Annotated in this window: 19 protein-coding genes and 1 pseudogene; 4 read left to right on the top strand and 16 right to left on the bottom strand. The window is 65.7% G+C overall.

The window, feature by feature from the left end:
• Nucleotides 1-84 precede the first annotated feature (84 nt).
• Entirely contained in the window at nt 85-405 is a 321-nt protein-coding gene (locus tag HNR10_RS30715; RefSeq protein ID WP_449409417.1) for a transposase, read from the bottom strand.
• A gap of 225 nt (nt 406-630) precedes the next feature.
• On the bottom strand, nt 631-1,146 hold the full coding sequence (locus HNR10_RS03435; protein ID WP_246406029.1) for a winged helix-turn-helix domain-containing protein: 516 nt from the start codon (nt 1,144-1,146) through the stop codon (nt 631-633).
• 316 nt (nt 1,147-1,462) lie between these two features.
• Here HNR10_RS03435 and HNR10_RS03430 point away from each other — a divergent pair, with 316 nt between their 5' ends.
• Nucleotides 1,463-2,422, top strand: a complete 960-nt coding sequence (locus HNR10_RS03430; RefSeq protein ID WP_179820776.1) for an IS481 family transposase — start codon at nt 1,463-1,465, stop codon at nt 2,420-2,422.
• Nucleotides 2,423-2,723: 301 nt separating this feature from the next.
• Here the strand turns inward: HNR10_RS03430 and HNR10_RS03425 are convergent, their stop codons facing one another.
• Nucleotides 2,724-3,806 (bottom strand): Fic family protein, encoded by a 1,083-nt coding sequence (locus HNR10_RS03425; RefSeq protein WP_179820774.1) that lies wholly within the window; start codon nt 3,804-3,806, stop codon nt 2,724-2,726.
• Nucleotides 3,807-3,992: 186 nt separating this feature from the next.
• Between HNR10_RS03425 and HNR10_RS03420 the strand changes: the two are divergent.
• Together HNR10_RS03420 and HNR10_RS31670 are read left to right on the top strand one after the other, a co-directional pair.
• Nucleotides 3,993-4,106 (top strand): annotated as a pseudogene (locus HNR10_RS03420) (IS5-like element ISFal3A family transposase); the annotation flags it as partial.
• Between the two features lie 205 nt (nt 4,107-4,311).
• On the top strand, nt 4,312-4,443 hold the full coding sequence (locus tag HNR10_RS31670) for a hypothetical protein (RefSeq protein WP_281390303.1): 132 nt from the start codon (nt 4,312-4,314) through the stop codon (nt 4,441-4,443).
• Nucleotides 4,444-5,033: 590 nt separating this feature from the next.
• On the opposite strand, the gene HNR10_RS03415 is transcribed toward HNR10_RS31670, so the two are convergent.
• From HNR10_RS03415 to cas3, 13 genes are all read right to left on the bottom strand, one after another.
• Nucleotides 5,034-5,306, bottom strand: coding sequence for a hypothetical protein (locus HNR10_RS03415; protein ID WP_179820773.1), 273 nt, complete (start codon nt 5,304-5,306; stop codon nt 5,034-5,036).
• Nucleotides 5,307-5,410: 104 nt separating this feature from the next.
• On the bottom strand, nt 5,411-9,262 hold the full coding sequence (locus HNR10_RS03410; protein ID WP_179820771.1) for a CHAT domain-containing tetratricopeptide repeat protein: 3,852 nt from the start codon (nt 9,260-9,262) through the stop codon (nt 5,411-5,413).
• Entirely contained in the window at nt 9,259-10,158 is a 900-nt protein-coding gene (locus HNR10_RS03405) for a hypothetical protein (RefSeq protein ID WP_179820769.1), read from the bottom strand. The genes HNR10_RS03410 and HNR10_RS03405 overlap by 4 nt, the downstream gene beginning before the upstream one ends.
• A gap of 938 nt (nt 10,159-11,096) precedes the next feature.
• Nucleotides 11,097-11,540, bottom strand: coding sequence for a hypothetical protein (locus HNR10_RS03400; protein WP_179820768.1), 444 nt, complete (start codon nt 11,538-11,540; stop codon nt 11,097-11,099).
• Between the two features lie 134 nt (nt 11,541-11,674).
• Nucleotides 11,675-11,848 carry a hypothetical protein gene (locus HNR10_RS03395; protein ID WP_179820766.1) on the bottom strand — a complete coding sequence of 58 codons (174 nt, stop codon included), beginning with the start codon at nt 11,846-11,848 and terminating at the stop codon, nt 11,675-11,677.
• The gene (locus tag HNR10_RS03390; protein WP_179820765.1) at nt 11,845-12,063 is read right to left on the bottom strand and encodes a hypothetical protein; all 219 of its coding nucleotides are present in this window, start codon (nt 12,061-12,063) and stop codon (nt 11,845-11,847) included. Before HNR10_RS03390 ends, HNR10_RS03395 begins: the two co-directional genes overlap by 4 nt.
• 247 nt (nt 12,064-12,310) lie before the next feature.
• Nucleotides 12,311-12,991, bottom strand: a complete 681-nt coding sequence (gene cas6e, locus HNR10_RS03385; RefSeq protein ID WP_179820763.1) for a type I-E CRISPR-associated protein Cas6/Cse3/CasE — start codon at nt 12,989-12,991, stop codon at nt 12,311-12,313.
• Between the two features lie 237 nt (nt 12,992-13,228).
• Nucleotides 13,229-13,951, bottom strand: a complete 723-nt coding sequence (gene cas5e, locus HNR10_RS03380) for a type I-E CRISPR-associated protein Cas5/CasD (RefSeq protein ID WP_179820762.1) — start codon at nt 13,949-13,951, stop codon at nt 13,229-13,231.
• Nucleotides 13,944-15,134 carry a type I-E CRISPR-associated protein Cas7/Cse4/CasC gene (gene cas7e, locus HNR10_RS03375; protein ID WP_179820760.1) on the bottom strand — a complete coding sequence of 397 codons (1,191 nt, stop codon included), beginning with the start codon at nt 15,132-15,134 and terminating at the stop codon, nt 13,944-13,946. Before cas7e ends, cas5e begins: the two co-directional genes overlap by 8 nt.
• A 29-nt stretch (nt 15,135-15,163) precedes the next feature.
• Nucleotides 15,164-15,727, bottom strand: a complete 564-nt coding sequence (casB, locus tag HNR10_RS03370) for a type I-E CRISPR-associated protein Cse2/CasB (RefSeq protein WP_179820758.1) — start codon at nt 15,725-15,727, stop codon at nt 15,164-15,166.
• Between the two features lie 6 nt (nt 15,728-15,733).
• Nucleotides 15,734-17,350, bottom strand: a complete 1,617-nt coding sequence (casA, locus tag HNR10_RS03365) for a type I-E CRISPR-associated protein Cse1/CasA (protein WP_179820757.1) — start codon at nt 17,348-17,350, stop codon at nt 15,734-15,736.
• A 72-nt stretch (nt 17,351-17,422) separates the two neighbouring features.
• Nucleotides 17,423-17,803 carry a hypothetical protein gene (locus HNR10_RS03360; protein WP_179820755.1) on the bottom strand — a complete coding sequence of 127 codons (381 nt, stop codon included), beginning with the start codon at nt 17,801-17,803 and terminating at the stop codon, nt 17,423-17,425.
• Nucleotides 17,800-20,265: a CRISPR-associated helicase Cas3' gene (cas3, locus tag HNR10_RS03355; protein WP_179820753.1), complete on the bottom strand. Its 2,466-nt coding sequence runs from the start codon at nt 20,263-20,265 to the stop codon at nt 17,800-17,802. The genes HNR10_RS03360 and cas3 overlap by 4 nt, the downstream gene beginning before the upstream one ends.
• Nucleotides 20,266-20,819: 554 nt before the next feature.
• On the opposite strand from cas3, the gene HNR10_RS32130 reads away from it, so the two are divergent.
• A complete protein-coding gene (locus HNR10_RS32130; RefSeq protein WP_376769724.1) occupies nt 20,820-21,086 on the top strand; it encodes a phage distal tail protein in 267 nt (88 codons plus the stop codon).
• The last annotated feature ends 75 nt before the right edge of the window (nt 21,087-21,161 follow it).

The raw sequence follows: 21,161 nt of genomic DNA, 5'->3' as shown, positions 1-21,161 counted from the left end.
TCGCTCACCACCATGCGGCGAAGCCGCATCGGATGAATATGTGGGGACATAGCACTCACGAAAGTGTTGTGTTCATACTGAGGCTTATTGCGTGTTGTCGGTGATCTCGGTGAGGGCCAGGCCGATGTGTGCCAGTACCCCTTCCAGGACATGCGGGAGGTTCTGCACACGCCGCAGCGATGCCCCGACCACCCGGGCCATCTGATCGATCCCGGTGAAGGCCTGGTTGGCGTACCCGCCCCGCTTGACCACGGACCACACCCCCTCTACCGGGTTCAGATCCGGGGCGTAGGAGGGCAGGTACACCACCGTCAACCAGTCAGTGCCGTCGATGAACGCCTGCATCGCCGCGCTGCGGTGCACGTTGAGGTTGTCCCACACCAGCACGATCGGAGCCCCTAGCACCCGGTGGGCCGCGCGGAGCAGATCGCGGTCATCGCTCCAGCCGAAGGAGCGGCGACGAGGGGAGCGCCGATTGGCGGTGTGGTCGCGGGTGCGGAACAGCAGCCGGGGCGTGCCCCCTCCGGTAGGCGCACAGGGCGGCCACCGACAGCCGTCCCTACCCGCCGATGGGGGTGGTGACCTGCGGAGTGATCCCGCGCGGGGACCCGGTGCGCACGATGGGCGGCCTCAGCTTGTGCCCGGCTTCGTCCTCGAAGACGATCCAGGCGTCGCGGGCCGCCGCGGTCTGTTTACGGCCGGCCACACGTCCTTCTTCCACACCTGGATCGCCGCATCGTCGCGCTCTGTGGAGCGGTGGGCGGGTTGTTGGAAGGACCAGCCCATGCGGCGGAGCAGGTACCACACGCCGGGGAGGGTGTAGCCGACGTCGAAATGGGTGCAGATCACCTGGCGGATACGGGCCAGGGTGCAGCGCTGGTCGTCCCAGCCGTGGCTGGTCGGTCCTTTGGCCAGTTCTGCTTCCAGGCGTTGCTGGTCGTCAGTGTCCAGGCGGGGGCGGGCGGGTGGTCCGGTCGAGGCCAGGGCGCCGGTTCCGCCCTGTTTCCAGGACCGGTGCCAGCGTTGGACGGCGCGCGGGCTCACCCGGAGTCGGCGGGCGATCTCGGCGGTGGGGGTGCGGTGTTTGAAGAGGTCGGCGGCGCGGAGTCGGATGGCGTGACGGCGTTGCCGCTCGGCGTCGCTCATTCCGCCGCCCTGGGGGTAGCGCATGGTGTTGTTGTCCCATGCCGGGGGCGAGCCGTCATCTACCCCCGAAGCGACACCACCGTTTAAGCCTCAGTAAGTGTTCAGGTCGGCCCCTGAGAGCTCTCCACGCCTTCCGCCGCCCATGCTGTGGGAGCCGGGTCGAGTCCCATGACCGACGTCAGATGGCGGGTGAGGGGCGGTCTAGCTGTACTGACCACGGAGGTTGGTAACACCCACCCCGGCTGACACACGAGAAGAGGGCCTTCGGTATCGGTGTGGATTACCACGTCTACACCGACCCACCAGAAGGCCCTCGATGCCCCACACTACCCACGCCAACGCCCGCCTGGCCCCCGCAGGGCGCCTCGCCCTGGCCCGCTGCGTGGTCCACGACAAGTGGCCACTACGGCGTGCCGCCGAACGCTTCCAGGTCGCGGTCACCACCGCCCGCAAGTGGGCCGGCCGCTACCGGCAACACGGCGAAGCCGGTATGCACGACCGCTCCAGCCGCCCGGCCCGCTCACCCCGGCGCACCCCCACCCGGTGCGAGCGCCGCGTCATCAAACTCCGTGTCCTCAAACGGTGGGGGCCGGCCCGCATCGGCGGCCACCTGGGCATGCACGCCTCGACCGTGCACCGGATCCTGACCCGTTACCGCATGCCCCGCCTGGCCCACACCGACCGGGCCACCAGCCGGGTGGTGCGCCGCTATGAACGGGACCGGCCCGGCGAGCTCGTGCACGTGGACGTCAAGAAGAGCGGCAACATCCCCGCCGGCGGAGGCCACCGGGCGCTGGGACGGCCCCAGGGCCGCAAACACCGCTCCGGGGCCGGTTACGCCTACATCCACAACGCCGTGGACGACCACTCCCGCCTGGCCTACTCCGAGATCCTGGCCGATGAGAGGAAGGAGACCGCGGTCGCGTTCTGGGCACGCGCCCGGGCCTACTTCGCTTCGGTGGGCATCACCGTGGAGCGGGTCCTGACCGACAACGGCGCCTGCTACAAGTCCCACGCCTGGCGCGACGCGCTCGCCGCCCAGGGCATCAAGCACAAGCGCACCCGGCCCTACCGGCCCCAGACCAACGGCAAGGTCGAGCGCTTCAACCGGATCCTGGCCGAGGAATGGGCCTACGCCCGCCCTTACACCTCAGAGGCCGAGCGACGGGAGGCCTTCCCGCAGTGGTTGCATCACTACAATCACCACCGGTTCCACACCGCGCTCGGCGGCCCTCCCGCCTCACGTGTTACCAACCTCCGTGGTCAGTACACCTAGCGCCGCTGCGCAGACCGTGCCGCACGCAACCCACAGAATCGCTGCGGTGGGGCGAGCCGGTGATTCGTGTGGACGTACCCGCCATATTCATCGGCTACCTGAAGATGTCCACCGCCCATCGGTTCCGCTGTCCTCGTTCGAGGACATGCTTGCTATGTTCTCGAACGAGGGCGTCGAACATGCGATGCCTGAAGAGGTTGCCCTGACTGGGTGGCCCAAGCTGGGTGCTCAGGTCCGTGAGACCCGGCTCTCACAGGGTGTCAATCAGGCGACCCTGGCCGCCCGGGCCGGTGTCGCCTGCTCACTCAGGGCGCGTCAACACGTCCAGGAACTCGTGGTTCACGAAGAGGCGTTCTCGACCGACCTTGACGTCGTGGAGGAGCCCCGCCTTGACCAGGGCGTGCAACCAGGACGACGCAGTCTGGCGCGAGACGTCGCATCGGTCGGCGACAGTGTTGATGCGGCAGTAGGGCTGCTCGAACAGGACGGCCAAGAACTGTGCGTCCCGTCCGCCGAAAGTGGCAGCGCGGGCTCGCTCGGCAATGTCCTCCTGACACGTGCGGATGGCTTTGATCTTTCGCGTCGTCGACTCTGCAGAGTCGCGAACGACGTCGAGCATGTAGAGGACCCATTCGATCCAGGCGCCGTCAGCTGTCACGGCTCGCAGGAGTCGGTAGTAGTCGTTCTTGTCGGCGATGATGGCGCGTGAGAGATAGAGGATCGGGTCGTGCAGTAGACCAGCCTCGATCAGCATCAGGATGTTGATGACGCGGCCGGTGCGTCCGTTGCCATCGTGGAAGGGGTGGATCGCCTCGAACTGGTAGTGGGCCACCGCCATACGCACCAGTGGATCAAGGTCGTCTTCAGCGTGAACGAATCGCTCCCAGGCTGAGAGCTTCTCGCGAATGAGGTCGGCGCCCTCAGGTGGGGCGTATACGACCTGCCGTGTGGTCGGGTTCGCGATGCGCGTGCTGGCCATCGCACGAATGGCCATCTCCCGCCCCTGCAACTCGGAGCAGATTCGGACAGCTGTCGCAGACGTGAGCGGCCGGTTCCTGATCGATTCGACTCCTGCGAACAGCGCGCTCCGGTAGCGCAGTGCCTCCTTGGTGGCGTGGTCTCCCCCGCCGGAGTCGGCGTGCTTGAACAGTTCGTCGGCGGTGGTCACGATGTTCTCGATCTCGGAGCTTGCTTGCGCCTCGAGCAGCGGGACAGCGTGGATCAAGATGTTGGGGTTCGGCAGCAGCTGGCTGGCCTGGGTAAGTGTCGCCAGCGCTGTTCGGGCTTGGACGGTCGCCTTGAGTACGGGCTTGGGCTCCAGGTCGAGGTCGGCCGGTGGCAGCGGGGGCAGATCGTTGAAGGGAACGTCAGGGCTCCAGGGCACGCGTCAACTCCTTCGACGTGTCCGCGAAACATGTTAAGAATCTTCGATAAACTTAACATGTTCCCGGGACGTGTTAGGTGTCTCGACACGTCCTCATCACGCGTGGCCCCGCGTCCGGGAGGTGTGTCGGCGGGGATCCGGCCTATCTCAGCTCTGGTATGCCGGCAGGCCGTGAGCATGGCCCCCATGCCGCGATGCCCGACCTGCCATTCTGACCTGACCGATGACCAGTGGGCCCTGATCGAGTCCCTGCCCCCACCAGCCAACACCGGAGGCCGTCCCGAGAAGCACCCGCCGCGATTGCGTGGGCTGGCCGGATATCAGGGTTCTGGTTCAGCCCTGGTCCACAGTGGAACGCACCTGAACCAGAATGGTCCACCTTGGTACCGCGATGGTACGCGGGACTGGAGAAGTGGGGCCGACAGAGTCTCGACGTCCACGCCCTCCGGCTGCTCGGATCGTGGTGCTGTACGGGTGTACGTCCATGCGTGTACGAGTCCGGTGCGTGCGCGTTCACCTGGTGCGCGTGGGCGACAACCGCAACGAGATCCGCTACCGATGCACCGGCCAGCAGCGTCTGGAGGACTCGGGGGACGGCCAAGGGGTTGTGAGCGGGCACGACCACTCGTGCGGATGATGCGTTCACTCCCGAACACCGGCCTGGCAGCCGGCCCCATCGGCCTACTGGAGATCGTCCGGGCCGATGGAACCAACGGGGCCGACCGCCTCGAGGCGCTGACCGTCTTGACTGTCTGCCCCGGCCCCTCAACGAATCGGGCCGACTAGCTAGGCGGACGGCAGGGCTGGCCACATGTCGGCCCCTGCTCTCGTCCAAGCCCCAGGGCCGCATGTGGCCAGCCCTGCGTTGTGCAGTCGGGATCGCTGACACCGATGAACCAGGTTTTTGGGCAGCGCAGCGCCCGCTTCCTTTTGCCAATGGGCCAGTGTTCGGTGGCGTTCCGGGTGCGGTCGGTCCATCCCCGCGTCCGCGGGGCTCACGGTGTAGCGGGTGCAGTGGCGGCGCACTCCGTCGGTCCATCCCCGCGTCCGCGGGACTCACCGGATGCGGACATGGTGGCGCAGGCGATCGTCAGGTCCATCCCCGCGTCCACGGGACTCACCAGTCCTCGGTCTCGCTCACCCTGCCCGCTTCCTCCCGCAAGACTCCGAGGTTGCACATCGCGTCGATGTCGCCGTGTTCGGCCAAGGGTTCCCAGGCTGTTTCAGCTATGTCGGCCCGTTCAGCGCGGTAGGCCGTGAGGCCGTGAGGCCGATGGTGAAACGGTCCTGGTCGGTGGCCTCCTCCAGAGCGTTCTGCCACACGGCGTCGGGCAGGGGGTCCTGGATGGTGAGGTAATCGAAGTCCCGCCACCGGTAGCCCTCGTGGTCGGCGGGCACCAGCAGCCCGGCCATACCGCTGCGCGGACACGTGGCCCACTCCCAGGCCCGGTCGCTCTCCTCGGGTAGGGGCGCATACGAAGGGACTCGGCGAACGTCCATCGCGAACCTCGAAGACCGGGCCCCGGGGCGCCAGCTTCGTTCCGGTTGGGAGATTTGCTGTCTTATTGGGGCTTGAATGGTGTCGTGGCTCAGGAGTTTCTGATTTAGGGTCCGGTATGGATGAAACTCGCCCACAGAACCGGACTGGCGGTGCGATCCATCTCCGGCAGGGGCAGGTCGTCGCCTGCCCGCAGGGAACGTACCGCTTCATGCAGGGCGAAGGGTGCACGGTCAGGGTGCATGAGGCCATCTTCGGCGCGTAGGTTTTCGTAGAATTTCTCCGCGACCGTGACCGCGACGTCGTCACTCACCTGCCACAGGGTGCCGATGACATGGGTGAAACCGGCTAGGTGGAATGCCGAGGCCATGTGGATCGCCTCATCAGGCAGCAGCATGTCCTCAACAGAGGAGGTGTTGCACGCGGAAAGGTAGGCCAACCGGGCCTGGTCGAGCTGCACCGCATTGACACTGTCTGCGGTGAAAGGGGCCTGGGCGTGGTCGTGCAGCAGGAGACGGCTCTGTGAGGGGTCGTACTCGCTCACCCCATGGCAGGCGAAGTGGGCGATCATGTGGTCGGGGAGGCTGCGGAGCACGTTGTCCCGGGTAGGAAGGTGATTCGAGGAGGTTTTCGTGCCCTTCGAGGGATCGGGTTCACGTAGAACCGTGACCTCGGGTGCGAGGGCACGCACCGCGGTTGCGGCCTCGGCGTCCACGTGAGTGAGACGGCCGTCGTGCGGCAGACCTGGTGTGGTGGGCATCGCCACCACCAGTGCCCTGCCGCCGGTGGTCTCCGTCCGTGAGGCGGCGCTCCTTCGCGCTTGCTGCAGGGAGCGCACGGTGGGGGTGTAGGAAGAGACGACCCTGTCCATCACCGTGGTCCACCCGCCCTGGGTGGAGCGATCATGGTGTCCCGATGCGTGGAGCGGCAACAGCGAGAGCGCACCTGAGGGTGCCCACCACACGCGTGGCCAGGGCTCACCCTTCGCTGGCGGCCCGTGGAACCCGAGAGCCTGAAGGACAGGGCCCGTGATGCAGTCCCATACCCAGGCGAGCACATCGACGACTCTGGTCTGAGCCTCTTCCCTCTGTGCCTGGGTATGTCCGTGCCAACTCGTACGCACGAGCTCAGTGAACTGATTCCCACGATCCATGATGTCCTCAAGGGTGAGGTCAGGCAGGGGCAGGTGCACGATTCCCGCCGGTGTCAGGATCAGTGCGTCACAGCGGTGAAAGCTCGTGCTGAACATCACTATGGGCCCCTCGGAGGCTGCGGAGTTCAGATTTGCAGTGCTGGGCGGTCGTGCGAAGGAGGCGAATCCTTCAATGGACTGGATCTGGTCGAGGAGTTCAGTGAACTCCCGGGCGGTCTCGTGTCGGTCGAGGTCGGGTGCTTGGGCGGTAGAGATCGATGAGAAAAGGGAGTCCTCGCCCTCTTCATCCAGGAGACCGCGCAGGAATTCGAAGCGCTGGGCCAATTCCGGTTGCTCACGGCGCAGTGCGCTCAAGTCGCCGCGCATCCCTAAGGCCTGGGTGAACACCACACCCTTTCCCGTTTCAAGGAGCTGAACGGCCCTTTCTGCCCGTTGGTGAGCTCCACCGTGTGAACTGAGCGTGAGGGCTGCGGCATGCCCTGCTAGTCCGGAGACGTTGCGCAGGTTGTCCCGGTGTTCGTGGTGCCGGAGCCGATGAGGTGCGAGCTGGGGCAAGAGTGCCACGGCCTCGCTGGCGAGCTCGGCCGCCCGATCGGGGTCCACAGCGGCGAGTTGAGCGGAGGCGACCATACCGGCCCGCGCGCGTTGGAGTGGTGTGGCGAAGGGGGATCGGGTGATGGCGACGCCGGCGTCGATCATCCTGGTCAGATCGTCAGGGTCTTCGCTGCGTTGGTGTCGGAGCTGGGCTGTCCGGCCTAGCTGATGCAGGACGAGTGTGCGTCGTCTGTCGTCGTCGGGGAGATCGTCCATGATGCGTTCGACCAGTTCGACCGCACAATCGAGTTCTTCTGTAGAACAGTGCTCGGGGCTTATTTCAGGGCGAAGCGACAGGCAATTCGCGAGATTCGTCACGTGCTCTACGAGGAACTCCGAATCGGGTGCTGTGGCCTCCACTGCAAGGAACCCGTAGCTGATCGCCTCTTCCAGGTATCGGGAACTGCGATAGCGTTCGGCGGAGAACATCAGGACTGTGCTCAACGTACCGAGGCAGAAGGAACGCTCAAAGCGGTCAGTGGAAATGCTCACTGATTCATGTGCGAGCATGCGTGCTCGATCCAGATCCACGACACTATCGACTACCTTCTGTCGCCGTGGCCCTGACATTCCCTTATAAAAGGTCCTGTTGAGGTGTTGGAAGCGCGAAAGAAGGACCATGGCCAAATTCCGTGCGACGAGGGATGGAGATACTCGGGAGTTCTTGTTCAGAGCTATGGCATCTTCACCAAATTGGACTGCTTCATCGAGGTCGCTCAGTCCACCGAAACGCCTGTAGCGCAAGTGCAGCGCAGTGGCTAGTGTGTCGAGTACGTGTGGCAGGTGGCGGGAATCCTCGGGTAGCGCACCGACCAGTCGCCGCGAGAGACGAATCGCCTCGTCCAGGTCGTCGGGGTCCCCGGTTCGCTGGTATCGAATGCAGAGAGCCGCGATCAGATGCTGCAGGTGGAAGGTCCGGTTGGGATCAGTTTCGGGTGCGAGTGTGACAGCCTGCCGGGCCAGAGCAATACCATCCTCCAAACCCTCGTGCGCGCCGTGCATCTCGGCCACCAAGCTGAGGACGGCGCTGAGATGAGACACAGAAGAGATCCGGATAGGGTTGCTCTCGGGAATCGCCTCCACGGCGTCGTAGGCGTGCTGGAGTGCCTGTTCCAGATCCCCTGGATCCCCCTGGATCTTGAAGCGTTGGATAAGGGCGGAACTGTACGTATGCAGGGCCGCACCTTTGGGGTGGCCTTCAGGGGCAGCGCTAACTGCCTTTTGCGCGTATGCGATTGCTTCGTGGAGGTCGATGGTGTCGCCCGTGGTGCCGAAGCGAGTCAGAAGGGCAGCAGCGAGTGCGACGTGGAGCGCGTCCAGGTTGTCGAAGGGCATTTCGGGCACATAAGTCCGACCAAGGGAGATGGCCCTGTCCGCGTCCGCCATATCTCCGGAACGGGTGGCACGCGTGGCCAGCCCGGACATCAACATGGACAAAAGCAGAGGAAGACCTGGATCGTCTCGGGGCGCCTGCTCCAGTGCGAGCTCGCTTACGGAAATGCCTTCGTCCAGGGTGGTGTCGCTCGTCGCGATCTGGGCCTTGTACAGAAGCGCGGTTCCTAGCGCGATCCGGGCCTGACGTGCTTCAGATGATCCTTCAGGGGCCTCCACCACCGCCCCACGTCCCTGCCTAATCGCTTCGTCGAGGTCGGAGGGGTCCCCCAGCAGGCAGAAGCGTTGGTACAGCAGGGAACAGCGGAGGTTCAAGACAGTGGCCAGGGCTTCGCGCAGGACCAGGTGACGCGGGTCGCGCTCCGGGGTGTCGGAGAGGAGCCGTCGCCACAGCGCTTCGGCCCAGCCGTGGCTGTCCGCTTCAAGGCCGACATGGAGATCACCGGTGATCTCTAGCGCCCAATTGAGGGCACTCATCTTCACGTGAGGGCGAAGGCGCTCCGGGAGGGCATAGCCCCCTTGGGCGTAGCAGGGGACCAGGTGTCCCGCGGCCTCGTCGAGTGCCGTCTCGCGCGTATCGCCCGGAGGAACGGCCATGGATCGGAACCAGTGGTAAAGACCCAGGACGTACCGGGCTTGCGTGGAGTCCCACACGTGGCCTGGTGACTGTTCGACCGACTGCCCCAGGCGGGCCATATCCTGTTCTACAGGTGGAGCGAGCGCGGCGTAGGGGTTCTCGGGAGCGTCCAAACTTCCGTTGCCCGTGATGAGGTCGAGATGCGCCAGGGCGGTGGACAGGGGGTTAGTGTGCGCGCTCAATGCTCTTCCTGGTGCTCCTGCATTCGTGGGATCGGTGGGAGGCTGGCGCGGAGGCGGCGGGTGAGGCGACGGCCCAGGTCCTTACTGAATGTGCCCTCGTGCTCCAGGTTGACCTGGGCGGCCAGGTCGCCCACATGGAGTCGCACCGTCGCTTCCACCAGGGTTGCGTAGGTGTCAGTCACTGCCCTGGTCCTCAGCCACGCGGTTCCGGCCAAGGTCGCGGCTGCGGGTGCGGCGGGCCACCACCACAGGGCCAGGGGCAGGTACAGCAGGGCCCAGGCCGCCATGGCGGTGGCGCGTGACAACGCGTCGCGAGCCTTGGTGATCTCACAGCGCGATGGCTCGGGCATGACCAGCCACAGGGGCGGCCAGATCACGGCCAGGTCCGCCTCGTGATCCCGGTCCAAGCGGACCTCTACCGCCCGAATCCGGTCACCGCACCACGTGGGTCGACCCGGTTCTTCCGGGGAGAGGCGCGCCATCCGGTCATATGCCATCGGGTACGCGGACGTGCCGCGCTCACGTTCGAGGTTCTGACGCAGTACACGCCACCGGCGTCGCCGAGAGGTGACCCTCCGGTCGATCCATCGTGACAATGGCGAAGGCCAACGGTGCCAGTCTGCCGTCAGCCACACCCGTTCGATGCCCCTGCCCAAGCCCCGGGCGACAAGCCCGACAACAGCACTACCGGCCAATACCGCGATGAACAGCAAAGCCTGCCCACCGAAGGTCATCATGTGCGGGTGCTCGGCCAAGGAGGAGATTTCCCTGAGGAGGTGGCGCAGGTCCCAGGTGTGATCCTGCCCCAGGATGAATGCGCCGAGGGCAATCGCGAGGTAGAGGGCGCCGGGAAGAGCGAGCATGGACGCCCACCGGTCGGTGAGTTTCTTGCCCAACTCCGCTAACAGGACACCCACGCGTCACCGCCGCTGCTTTAGGTGCAGGGGCCGATCGTCAAACGAGCAGGTCGGCGGTTCCTCTGACGGATTGGGTTCCCATACTCGTGAGCACCGCCCCTGCGGACATTCGTAGGAGTCATCTGAGGGGCGCAGGGCGCCCGCTCCCGCCACGTGTAGATCCCGGGAGCCCGTGTATCGGTCGTCGCTGGAGAAGCCGAGGAGTCCTCGGGTGTCGCCGAGAGCGGACAGAGATTTGTGCAGCGTGTTGAGTGGTTCCGTCAGGTCCTGGCCTCGGCGAGCGCATTCGAACACGGCGTCTAGCAACGCGGGTCCCGAGTGAACCCCGCCCAGACGGGTGCGGATCGCGTCGGTATGTTCGCACACGATTCCCAACCGTTTCCTAGTGTCCTCACTCACGAGGTTCCTTCCAGTCGGGTGAGGTAATAGTACTTTCCAGAGGCTTCCGTGTGCCTGGCTTCTGAGGGTTCACATGCTCTCTGTCCGACCTTGACGCGTTCATCCCGGCTCCGTGCGCAGCTCCAGGGGCATGAGGGTATGCGCTGGTGTCACGGGTGATCGTCGCAATGGTTCAAAGGTCGGGTTGGGGAGATGAGCTTGACGCTCGAAGGTGCACCGCTCAGCGTCGGACCAAAACCGGCGGGGTGGGTGTTTCCAACCTCCGTGGTCAGTACACCTAGGCGGTGAGCGGGTGCAGCGCACCGCCGGCCGGTCCATCCCCGCGTCCGCGGGGCTCACCTGGAGAAGTCGCGTTCTGCGCTGGCCCGCTACGGTCCATCCCCGCGGCCGCGGGGCTCACGAGACCTTCGGAGAGGCCCGCACCCCCGTGCACGGTCCATCCCCGCGTCCGCGGGACTCAGACGATGGCCGCCAGGACAAGACTCCCCATGGCCTTGTGGGCCAAGGAACGCCCAGGCCTAGTCTGATCCTTCGCTCTGGCACAGGAACCGTAGGAAACCACCCACTGGCAGCAGCGACAGCGGCTCTGCCTGCGTGTAGTCGTCCAACCCGTCCCGCCAGTGGTCTTCGACGGTCGCCGCCCACGACATGTTCGCCAGGGTGCCCGTGTCGCCGTCGCCGGAGATTTCGGTGCACATGACCACACGGTCGTAGCTGGGTGTGTCGCCCCACCAGTTCTGGACGGCTTCCCACTCTTCGGGGGCCTCGTTGGCGCGTGGCGGGACGGGTAGTGACTCGATCGGTGCTTGCCCTGGGACGGTTGCGGCTGTGTCCTCTTGTTCGTCGGGGTTGTTGTTGGCGACGCTTCGCTCCAGGATGAGTAGCCCTATTGCGGTGCCGACGACGGCGACGATTGTCCAGGTGGGCTTGTTTTTGAGGCGGTCAAAGATGGTGGTGTGCACGGGGGGTCTTTCGTGGCTGAGTGCGGGGCCGGTGGAGCTTCTGGGCTCCTGATTGTGTCAGTGCGTGCGTCGTGTTGGTGGGGTTTGGGCGTGCGGAAGGCCCGGCGGTTGGCCGGGCCTCACGGTGGCGGGGATCAGGTGTCGGTGCCCTCACACTTCTCCTGGAGCCTCTGGCGCCCTTCCTCGTAGGCGCGTTCCATGACTTCTTCGAGGGTTCCTTCGACGTCGGGCAGGGAGTCGGTGAACTCTCCGGGCACGTGGCCGGGGGTGCGGTTCGCTGCCAGATACTCGTGGGTCTCGCGCTTCACTTCTCCTCCCGGAGTTGGCGGGCGCGGGCCAGGGCGGCGTCGTGGTCGGGGTGGGTCTCGAGCGGGTCGTTGTGCCGGGTCTCCTTGTAGATGCCCCAGTCGCCGCTGGGCAGGATCTCGACGTGGAAGGGGCGCGCGTACCCGCCAGCCGAGAACGCGGTCACGTCCTCCAGGTCGTCTCGCAGCCACGTGTTCTCTTCCTCCAGCTCCCGCACGCGGGCGACCAGCTCGGGAACGTCAGTGCGAGCGTGCTCGATGAACTCGGCGTCCTCGAACGAGAGGACCAGAGCCTCGCAGTCGCCGTCGTAGGCCTCGCAAGCCCTGTCTGTTTCGTAGCAGGACAGGCAGCGGCATCCCGGTCCATCCCCGCGTCCACGGGACTCACCCCGGATTCATGGACCCGGAAGGGCTGTGTGTCGGTCCATCCCCGCATCCGCGGGACTCAGTTGTTGATTGGCTCGTTCATCGCCCACCTGGGTAGGCCAGGCTCAACAGCCCGCAGCCGAATGTCTTGCCACGACCAATGCCGTTCAGCACCGCTGTGCGCACCGCCTCGGCGTCACGCACGCGGGCGAGCCCGTCGAAGCGCACGGCCGGCATCCGTACCCCGCGGTCGCCCTTGTTGTCGACGCGCTCTTCAACGCGAGTCGCATACGAGCTGAGAAGACCCAATCCGTTCTGCTCGGCTCTGTTCTTCCACCAGGCGTCAGCGGCTTCCCCGATCAGCGGGAGTTCATGGGCGCCTGAGCTCAACCGCTGTCCGTTCTGTTTCCACATCTCACGCGGCCGCGAGCTCTTACCGAGCCGCTTCATCGGGCATCCCGCGATCCGGTAGCGCACGATGTCGCCTTCGTTGAGGTGTTTGAGCAGCGGTGTGAGGTCCTTGACCCCGGCAGGCCTGAACCCGGACGGCAGTCGCTCCAGGTTGAGTTCACACCTGGTCTGTACGAGCATGTGTCGCCCGGCCCGGGTCTCCTCCATGCGGAAGAGCAGACCGGCCTTGTGCCTAGGGGAATCGACTTTCTGTCCGCCCAGGCTGTCGGAGACCAGACTCATCAGGATCCGGTGCTGGTCCCCGGCCGTGGAGCGGCGTACGTTCCGGTCACGGTCGTCCAGGTCGATCTTGGTCAGTTGGACGGGCATCGGCCCTCCTTCACGTACTCACGGATGCGTTTGCGGTAGTCACCGGGGCGTTGGAGCAGCAGCTCGGCCGGAAGTCGTTCGAGTCCAACGCTCACCGTCCGGAACCGGTAACTGCGGGCCTGGGACCTGCACGGCGACCGGCCTACCTTGGTCTCCCTCAGTCGATGCGGCCCCGGTACGCCTGTCGTGTCGGAAGGTCCGCGATGCTGTGCGCGGCGGGGGTTACTCCGGTGCACGTCAGCTTTCCACCTTCTTCTCCCTCTCCCAGGGAATCCTGAGGTGGTCCACACGCACGTACCGCTGTCGGAACTCCCGATGACCTGTTTCAAAGGTCACCGGAACGTCGTAGCGGGCTTCGGCCCCGTCTTCTCCGGCAGGCACCTCAATCACCGTCCGTAGCCGGGTATTTTCCTCGGCGCTGGCTCTCAGCTCTTGGCGGTCCTCCTGCCAGGGGTGCTGGCTGAGGACCTCTTCTATCGACTGGCCATGGAATACCCCTGTGCCCCAGCCCAGCTCTTCGGGCATGATCAGTGGGCTAGAGGGGACGTGGGCCTTACGGCCGAAGAACAATGGCCATCTGGGGTGGAGCACGTCCTCTCTGAGCTCTTCGATGAGTGTCCTGTCGCCTTCCAGGAGAACGAGGAACAGCGCGTCTGCCAGGTAGAAGCGGTGGCTGACCACGTTGCGGTGCCCGGTTCCCTTGGTCGTAGGCACGTTGCCGGTGACCTGGTAGTCGCGTTCCAGGATCCCCTCACGCTCGACTCGCACGGCCATCCGCAGCCGGGCCAATTCGCCGATGCGCGCGGTGTCCGTGCGTTCCACACCCCGGGCCGAGCCGAGCAGGCCGACTACCCCGGATTTGGTCGGCTCTGAGGAGGTGTCGCGGTAGGTGAACCGCGACCGCACCCCCCACGACTGCAGGGGAGCGTCGATACGCAGGGCGAGTACGGCACTATCCACGGACGGCACCCGTTACCGTGTCGGTCAGTTCGGCTAGGGAATCCGCTTGCTCGCCCTCGGGCACGTCCAGCCCGTCGAGACTGCCCGAGACGGAAGACAGCGCTACCGCGCGGATCTCATCCTGCACGTAGAACTCGCGGAGCCGGGTGAAGTGCTGCCACATCCTCGCGGTGGAGTCCTGCATCACCGTCGTACCCGCCACGGGCGAAAGGAAGGAGTTGGCGAGGTTCCATGTGCCGCTGTCGCGCACCACCACCATGAGCGTGTCCGGAAGCGTCAACGCGGCCATGGAGTTCTGCTTGCCGCTGGGGACGGCGCGAACGAAGGCATGGAGCCAGGCGCTGACAGCCCGCTCCATGAGGTCCTCGTCGACGAAGTCGGTGGCCGGCTCCTTGCCGAAGAGGTTCAGGCGCAGCTGGTCCAGATTGAGATTGGCGTAGCGGTAGTAGCAGGCGGCGTTGAAGTCGACTGTGCCGATCATGTCCGCGCCGGCTTCGGCATCGGGCTTGAGGTCGTCGACCGCGGTGAAGAAGTCGTACTCCACGCCCACAGCGTGCGTGGAGATCGCGTGCGCGACCTGCGAGGCGGCATCGACGTTGAAGTCCTTGTTGTCGGCGATCATGCGCCCGAAGAGGGCAATGTCCACCGACTTGCGAGCGTCCAGGATCTCTCTGGCCATCGTCAGGGTCTCGCCGGTCGGCTTCTTTTTGTTGCTGGCTTTCTCCTTGCCCTGGCTCTTCTCCTTCTCCTTCTCCTGCTCTATGCGACGCTTCTCCGAGTCCTTCAGAAGACGCTCTCGGTTCCTGGAGCAGTAGGCCGCCAGCTTGTCTACGGCTGAGCTGCTGACGAACAGGAGGTACTGGGTGAGGTCGTTGGTGTCCAGGCCGAAGCCCATCTGCTGTAGGGCCTCGCGGACCACGTCCTGGTCCTGCTCGCTCACCTTCTCGCTGTTCTCGGCGATTTCCGCAGCGGTCTTTTGCAGCAGTCGTTTGGTGCGCACTGCGGTGTCGCCCTTGGTGAGGCCGACGTCGGGGAAGAGGTCTCGTGCCGACCGCTTAAGGCACTGGCTGGAGATTCGGCTGCGGAGGACGCCTCCGAAGGTGACTGACTTGGGCTGCCCGAGGTCGTCGCGATTGAGGTTGCTGGTGGGAAACGACTGGAGCAGGTGCAGTTCGATGATCATGAGGTTGCCTTCGGTTCCTTGCCGGTGGTCTAACGGGTGTGTACTCGGTGCTGGAAGTCGCGAGACCAGCGGATCCGCACTTTCCGGGCCCTGCTCTCGTCCCCGTTCAGTGAGACGAGATCGTTCAAGAGCGCGTGGTAGTCCAGGGGTATCCGGGGGCGCGTGCTGCCGATGAGCTGGACGGCCTGGCGGAGCCGATAGCCGAGCCCGTCCCCTTGGGTGGCAGCGATCAGCTGGCGCACCCTGGCTTCTGCCGCGTCCCGTGAACCGCTGTCCGCCAGCGCGGAGCACAGCGTTCGCCGCGCCTTCGGGTCGCTCACTGTGTGCGGGTTCAGCGCGAAGACCCCGGCCACCAACAGGGCATGCTCCTCCTGCTGCTCAGGCAGGTCGAAGGGAAGCAGTAGCTCATAGCCGTGGATGGCGTACCTGTCGTCGGTCAGGCTGCGCCGTAGTCGCGCGAGCCGTTTGCGTGCTTGGGCGACCACATACCGGTTCGGTGAGTCCAGGGCTCGGCCCAGTGAGTAGAGCTCCTCCACGAACCGCCGCCGTCGCTCGAACGAGGTGTTCGGTGCTTCGTCGTCTTCAGCGAACACGTTTCCTCACCTGGTGTATTGGCCGACGTCGTGCTGGTACTTCTCTTTGCAGTCCCGCAGGGCGCCGAGGAAGATCGTCTCGGCGCGGGCCACCGCGAGGAGCTGGCGCGGTGCCGTGCGCGGGAACTCGTCCACCCATGTACGGGCCGCCTCCTTGGCTGTGGTGTCCACGTGCGCCCGCCATTCCTCGAAATGCCGGGCGAGTTTGGCTCGGCCCTCTGGGTCGTCCGCCCGGTGTGTTTGGAGCAGGTTGCCCAGCTCATGAAGTAGGTGGGCGAAGGGGGCGTCCAGCCGAGGCCAGTAGCGTTCGGCGAGGTAGCCGTCGTGTTTGCGCGGGTCGAAGGTCGCTCGTAGATCCTTGCTGTAGTTTTCGGTGAGGCGCTGGAGGGCGGTGCCGACGTCGTCGGCCAGCCCTACGGCATAACCGAACAGGTGCTCCAGTGGCCAGTCGAGATTGCGGGCGCGCAGCAGGGAGAGCTTGACCGGCAGCGCCTCCTCGGACCAGAACTCAACCGCGCCGGGGTTGGACGTCAGCTTCTGGCCGAACACCCGTAGCGTGATGATGTGGTTCTCGTCGAGGTGCTCTGCGTCGACCTGTTCGGCGACGTGTTCCACGGTCAGCGGCCGCCGTCGGAGGTCCTCGCCCTGCGACGGCAACAGGAGTTCACGGGCGTGCCGCCACACTCCGCGCAACAGCTCCAACCGCACAGGCAGATACGTGGGCTGTTTCTTGTCCAGCTTCCGGAAGGCCGCCATGGCCTCGACTTCCTGAAGTGCAGGCTTGAGTTGCGACCCGGGGGCGACCACGACACCGTCCACGACGGTTCCCTCCGCGGTCTGCCTTCCGTGCAAAAGGATGCGGCGGGAGGGCCAGGTGAGCAGGTCAGTCCATCCCCGGGGAACCACGCCCTCCTCCGGTTCGGGACCTGGGGGGTGCTCGAGTTCCCACACCGGCCGGTCGTCGTGCGTGGTGGTGGACATGGGCAGGCCCCGGCCGGGCGCGTACGCGACCATGTTGAGCAGCAGAGTCTCCCTGAGGTTCTCTCCTTCGAGGAGCACGGTCGCGAAGTGGTTGCCCAGTCCGGACTTGGAGCTCTTCTTGGTGGAGTAGGGAGTTTTGGTACCGCCGGTGTCGAAGGCGTGCAGCGTCACCAGCCACCGCGCCGCCACATCGGCGGGTAGCTCTGGACGCTCTTCCTCGGTGGTGTGGTCGAAGAGGGTGGTGTTGTTGCCCTTGGCGCGGTACAGCAGCAGATGGGTTGCGGGTTTCGGTTCCACCACCGACAGCTGTGGGCACTGCATGAACGGCCGTTCGCCACCCAGTAGCTCGAAGGCGCCGGCGTGCTCCTGGCCGTACTGGGCGAGTAGGTGGGGGTCGAACCTGTCCTGGTGCCACAGCGTGGTCCACTCGTCGTCCGAGGCCGAGCTCGAACTCGCGTGGGCGCGGTGCAGGAAAGCCAGGAGCAGGCGGTAGAGGGCGGCCGTGACCACGGGCGCTTCAGCCCGCAGACAGCGCAGTTCGTGGGCTCGGGCGAGGAGATCGTGAAGACTCAGCAGTTCCGGTTCGCCCCGCAGGGTGATCACGGGAAGCCACGGTTCGCGCAGCAGGTTGAAGGAGGGCACCTGAGCTCCGGGGGGTAGTGAGGGGGCCAACGTAGCGTGCGTGGAAGACAGGCGGGCAGGGACCAAGGTCCGTCAGTCAACGTCCTGCGCGGTGATGCGCAGACTGCGGTCGGGCCGGGTAGCCACCCGCACCCCTGCGTGCTCCCAATGACCGTCAGCGAGGATCAGAACGTGGTGGTCGCGCAGCCAGCCGGAGCGTTGGAACGCGGGTGGAATAGGCGTGTGGGACCTGATCACGCCCAGGGCGTCGGATGGCAGGTCCACTGGTGCGGAGAGCACGATGACGTCCTCGTCGATGAGCTGGGCGACGATATCGTCAGGGAGCTCTTCGGTATCAAGGTCTACGGGTGTCCCGCTCCGGGTGCGGGGTGGAACTGACCCTTGGCTGTGCAAGACGACGAACCATGTCTCCTGGTGTTCGTGCTCGTCGGCCTGCCACCGGTTGTCGGTCACTTCGCGTCCCGCTCTCGGCCGTCGCGAGGACGTGTCTGTCCCCCGGGTCCCGAATGCCGGGTCAACCTGAGCAGGCTCCGCGGAGTTGTGACCAGTGAGGCCATCACCGCCGACGCCTGGAACCGTAGCCATTGCCGCCTGCGCTCATAACCGAGTTCGGCGGCTTCCCAGGCCCGTTCCCACCCCGGCTCTATGAGGGGGTCGTCTTCCACGTAGACCCGGTGCACCTGTTTGCCGATCTCGTCGAGGGGATCCCAGGTGCCCCGGGACAGGACGTCTGTGAGCACCGCACGGGTGCGGCCGAGTATCCACGGCAGGTAGATACTCGATGTCCCCGTGGAGAACCCCAGGGAGGTTCGAGCGCTTGGCCGTCGGGCTTCGCGCTCGGCCGGGTCGGTGTCGGCGATCAGCAACAGGGGAGTCTTCACTCCCGGCGGACGGTTGTGCCTGGCGTGTCGGTGCAGGCGCCCCGCACGCTGGAACAGCAGGTCGACAGGGCACAAGTCGGACACCATGAGGTCCGCATCGATGTCCAAACCGTGTTCCAACACCTGTGTTCCCACGACAATGGCGTGCCGGTCTTCCGGGGAGCCCTTGCCCAGTAGCATTCGCACCCTGGCCTCGACCTCTGTGCGTGCAACTCCCTGGGATTCTCCGGTGAACAGGACCAGCTCCGGACGGCGTGTCGCGCTCTCCAGGAGGTCCGCGATCCGGTCGTGCACGTCCTGGGCCCGAACCCGGGTGTTGAGCACGACGATCGCCGTTCCTACGGCACCCACTCGCTCGACCACACGCGCGGCGATGGCGGCGGGGGAGTCACTCACGTGCTCGACCCGAACGGGTCCTCGGCCTCGCGTCTCGTCGGAGAGATCAAACGACTGCGCGCTGCGCTGAGCACCAGACCACGTGACCTGCCACGATCCCGGTTCGACCACGCGGGTCCGCTCCGGATCGGGCGCCCTGCCTTCAGCACCCGCGTGCCAGTACTCGAGCAGTTCTTCCCGCCGGTTCGCCGGCAACGTGGCTGACATCAGCACTACCGGTACGCCCACCCAGCCGCAGAACCACAGGAACTGGTCCACCAGTAGACCTGTGTACAAGTCGTAGGCGTGGGCTTCGTCCACGATCACGACCTTGTTGCTGACGCTGGTCATGCCGAGGTAGTTGTGGCCGCTGCGGATGACCGACTTGACCAGCTGATCGATGGTGCCCACTCCGACCGGGAAGGCGAGTCCGCGCTTGCGTGTGAACCACTCCAGTGAGTCCTGTCCGTCCTCATCCCCGGAGTGCTCGTGCTCGCCCACCGCAGTGGGGCGGATCTGGTCCTCTTGCCGTCCGGCACGCAGTTCAGCAGCTGCGCCGGAGTAGACCAGGTTGACGTCCAGGGGTGAGTTCGTCGCGCGCATGAGTTCGCGGACGTCGTCCGCTGCCTGCTTGCTCAGGGCTTTGGTAGGCGTCGCTAGGTAGAGTCCGCCCAGTCCGAGCCGGCGCGATAGGTCGGCGGCGGCCTGGAGTCCGGCCCGGGTCTTGCCCTCTCCGGTGGGTGCCTCGACCACCAGGACGCCTGGTTCTGCGCACTGATTCAGTACCTTTTCCACAGCCTGCTGGAGGGGCCGCGGCGGACTCTTGCGGAACAGATCCCGGTAGCCGGTACACGTGGGCAGCTGCCACGCCGTCCACCAGGTCCTCTCCAGTGCTTGCTCGGCCTGCTTCCGCGCGTGGTCGCGGTAGGTGAGCAGATCTGTCGGCCAGGGTTCGTAGTCGAACCTCGAGGAGTCGGAGGCGACCCAGTCCGAGATGGTGGTCAGCCCGGCCAGACCCAGCAGTGCGAGAGAGGGCATCTCCACCCGGCTCCAGTTGGGTGTCTCAAAGTCGAGCCCGCGCAATGCGGCGACCGCCCTGACCAGGTCTGACCGCCTCCGAGCCCAGCTTTGGTTCCCGAGGTCGTCTTTCTTCTTAATACCCCGAATAACTCCTGGGCCGGGGAACCACCCGTGGTGTCCGCCGAGCACATGCCCGATCAGCTGGGCGGTGTCGTGTGAGGCTCCCGCCGCCTTGAGCATGTCTTCCATGTGCGCGGCCGTGCCGAGTCCGTGCTTGGTGTCCCACCTGCGCCTCGCCTTGGTGGGCGCGTTGCGGTCCAGAATCTCGTGGTCTTCTTCGGTGAACCTTTTCTTGGCGACGTCGATCACTAGAGCTTGGAAGGCGGGGGTGAATTTCCCGAGGTCATGCAGGCCGCAGAAGAGGGCTACCCAGTCTTGGGCTTGTGCTTGCAGTGGTTCGAAGGCGCGGTCGAGCTCTCGGCGGATCCGAGGGCCGAGGATGATCGGGTAGAGCAGGTAGGCGACCTCCATGGTGTCGATTGCGTGGCAGACCAGGGCGTGTTCGCCGTTTTTCGTATGTTTCGCCCATGGACGGGTGACCGGATCGGGCTCTGGGCACTGTTCCCTCACGGTGGCCACGGTCTCCCTTCACCACTTCGGACCGGAACCGCGTACCCCGATATCGAACCATCTGAAAACGACCTTCGCGGTAGTTTTTCCACATTCCGCTGCGCAGCCTGTGCAGGTGGGGCAAGAGGAGGGAGTTCGGGCATCTCTCGGTAGAGATCAGGTTCACCGCATTTGGGGGTAGACGGCGTGTGCCTTGTTCACGACGACTTTTCCGGTGATGCTGAGGCGCCGGGCCACGTGGCGCTTGGCCATGAGCACGGTCGGGGTCTGCTCCTTGATGGCGCCGGCCCGTCCCCGCGCCTGCGGGGCTCACGGATACGACGTGCTCGACTCGGAGATCCCCCGCGGTCCATCCCGACGTCCGCAGGGCTCACAGCGTGGTACTCAGTGACCCGCCGGACGTGGTCGATCCATCCCCGCGTCCGCGGGGCTCACGACGCCGCCTTCTGCACGGCACTCGGGGTCCTCGGACCATCCCCGCGTCTGCGCGGCCGCGGACGTTCAGGTGAGGGTGCCAGGGGCGAACCCGGCCAGCCCCGGGGTCCGCGGCGATCGGCCCCGGCATGGGGATCCGTGTCGCCGGGTCGGTGCAAACGTGGCCGGTGTGGACCCTGCGGGGTCCGATCGCTCCGGGAGCCCGGTTGGAGAACACAACGACGGGCCGGTGGATGGAGGGCGCCACCGGGCTGGAGTTGGGGGATGAGCTGCTCATTGACACCCGGCCGTGCCGTAAGTCGGTCCGGTTGAACGGGGTGCGCGCGTACCAGCACCTCGCCCATCCGGGGTCCACGCTGTGGCCGCTCCGCCGGGGGAGAACAGGGTGGATGTGACGGCGCTCGGGATGGGGGAGGAGTCCCGGCTGATCCTGCGGTACACGCCGCTCGCAGCGACGGCATGAGCGCGGG

It is taken from the genome of Nocardiopsis aegyptia (assembly GCF_013410755.1).
Lineage (GTDB): Bacteria > Actinomycetota > Actinomycetes > Streptosporangiales > Streptosporangiaceae > Nocardiopsis > Nocardiopsis aegyptia.
The sequence above is the reverse complement of the archived record's forward strand: the minus strand, read 5'-3'. Positions and strand labels throughout refer to the sequence as shown.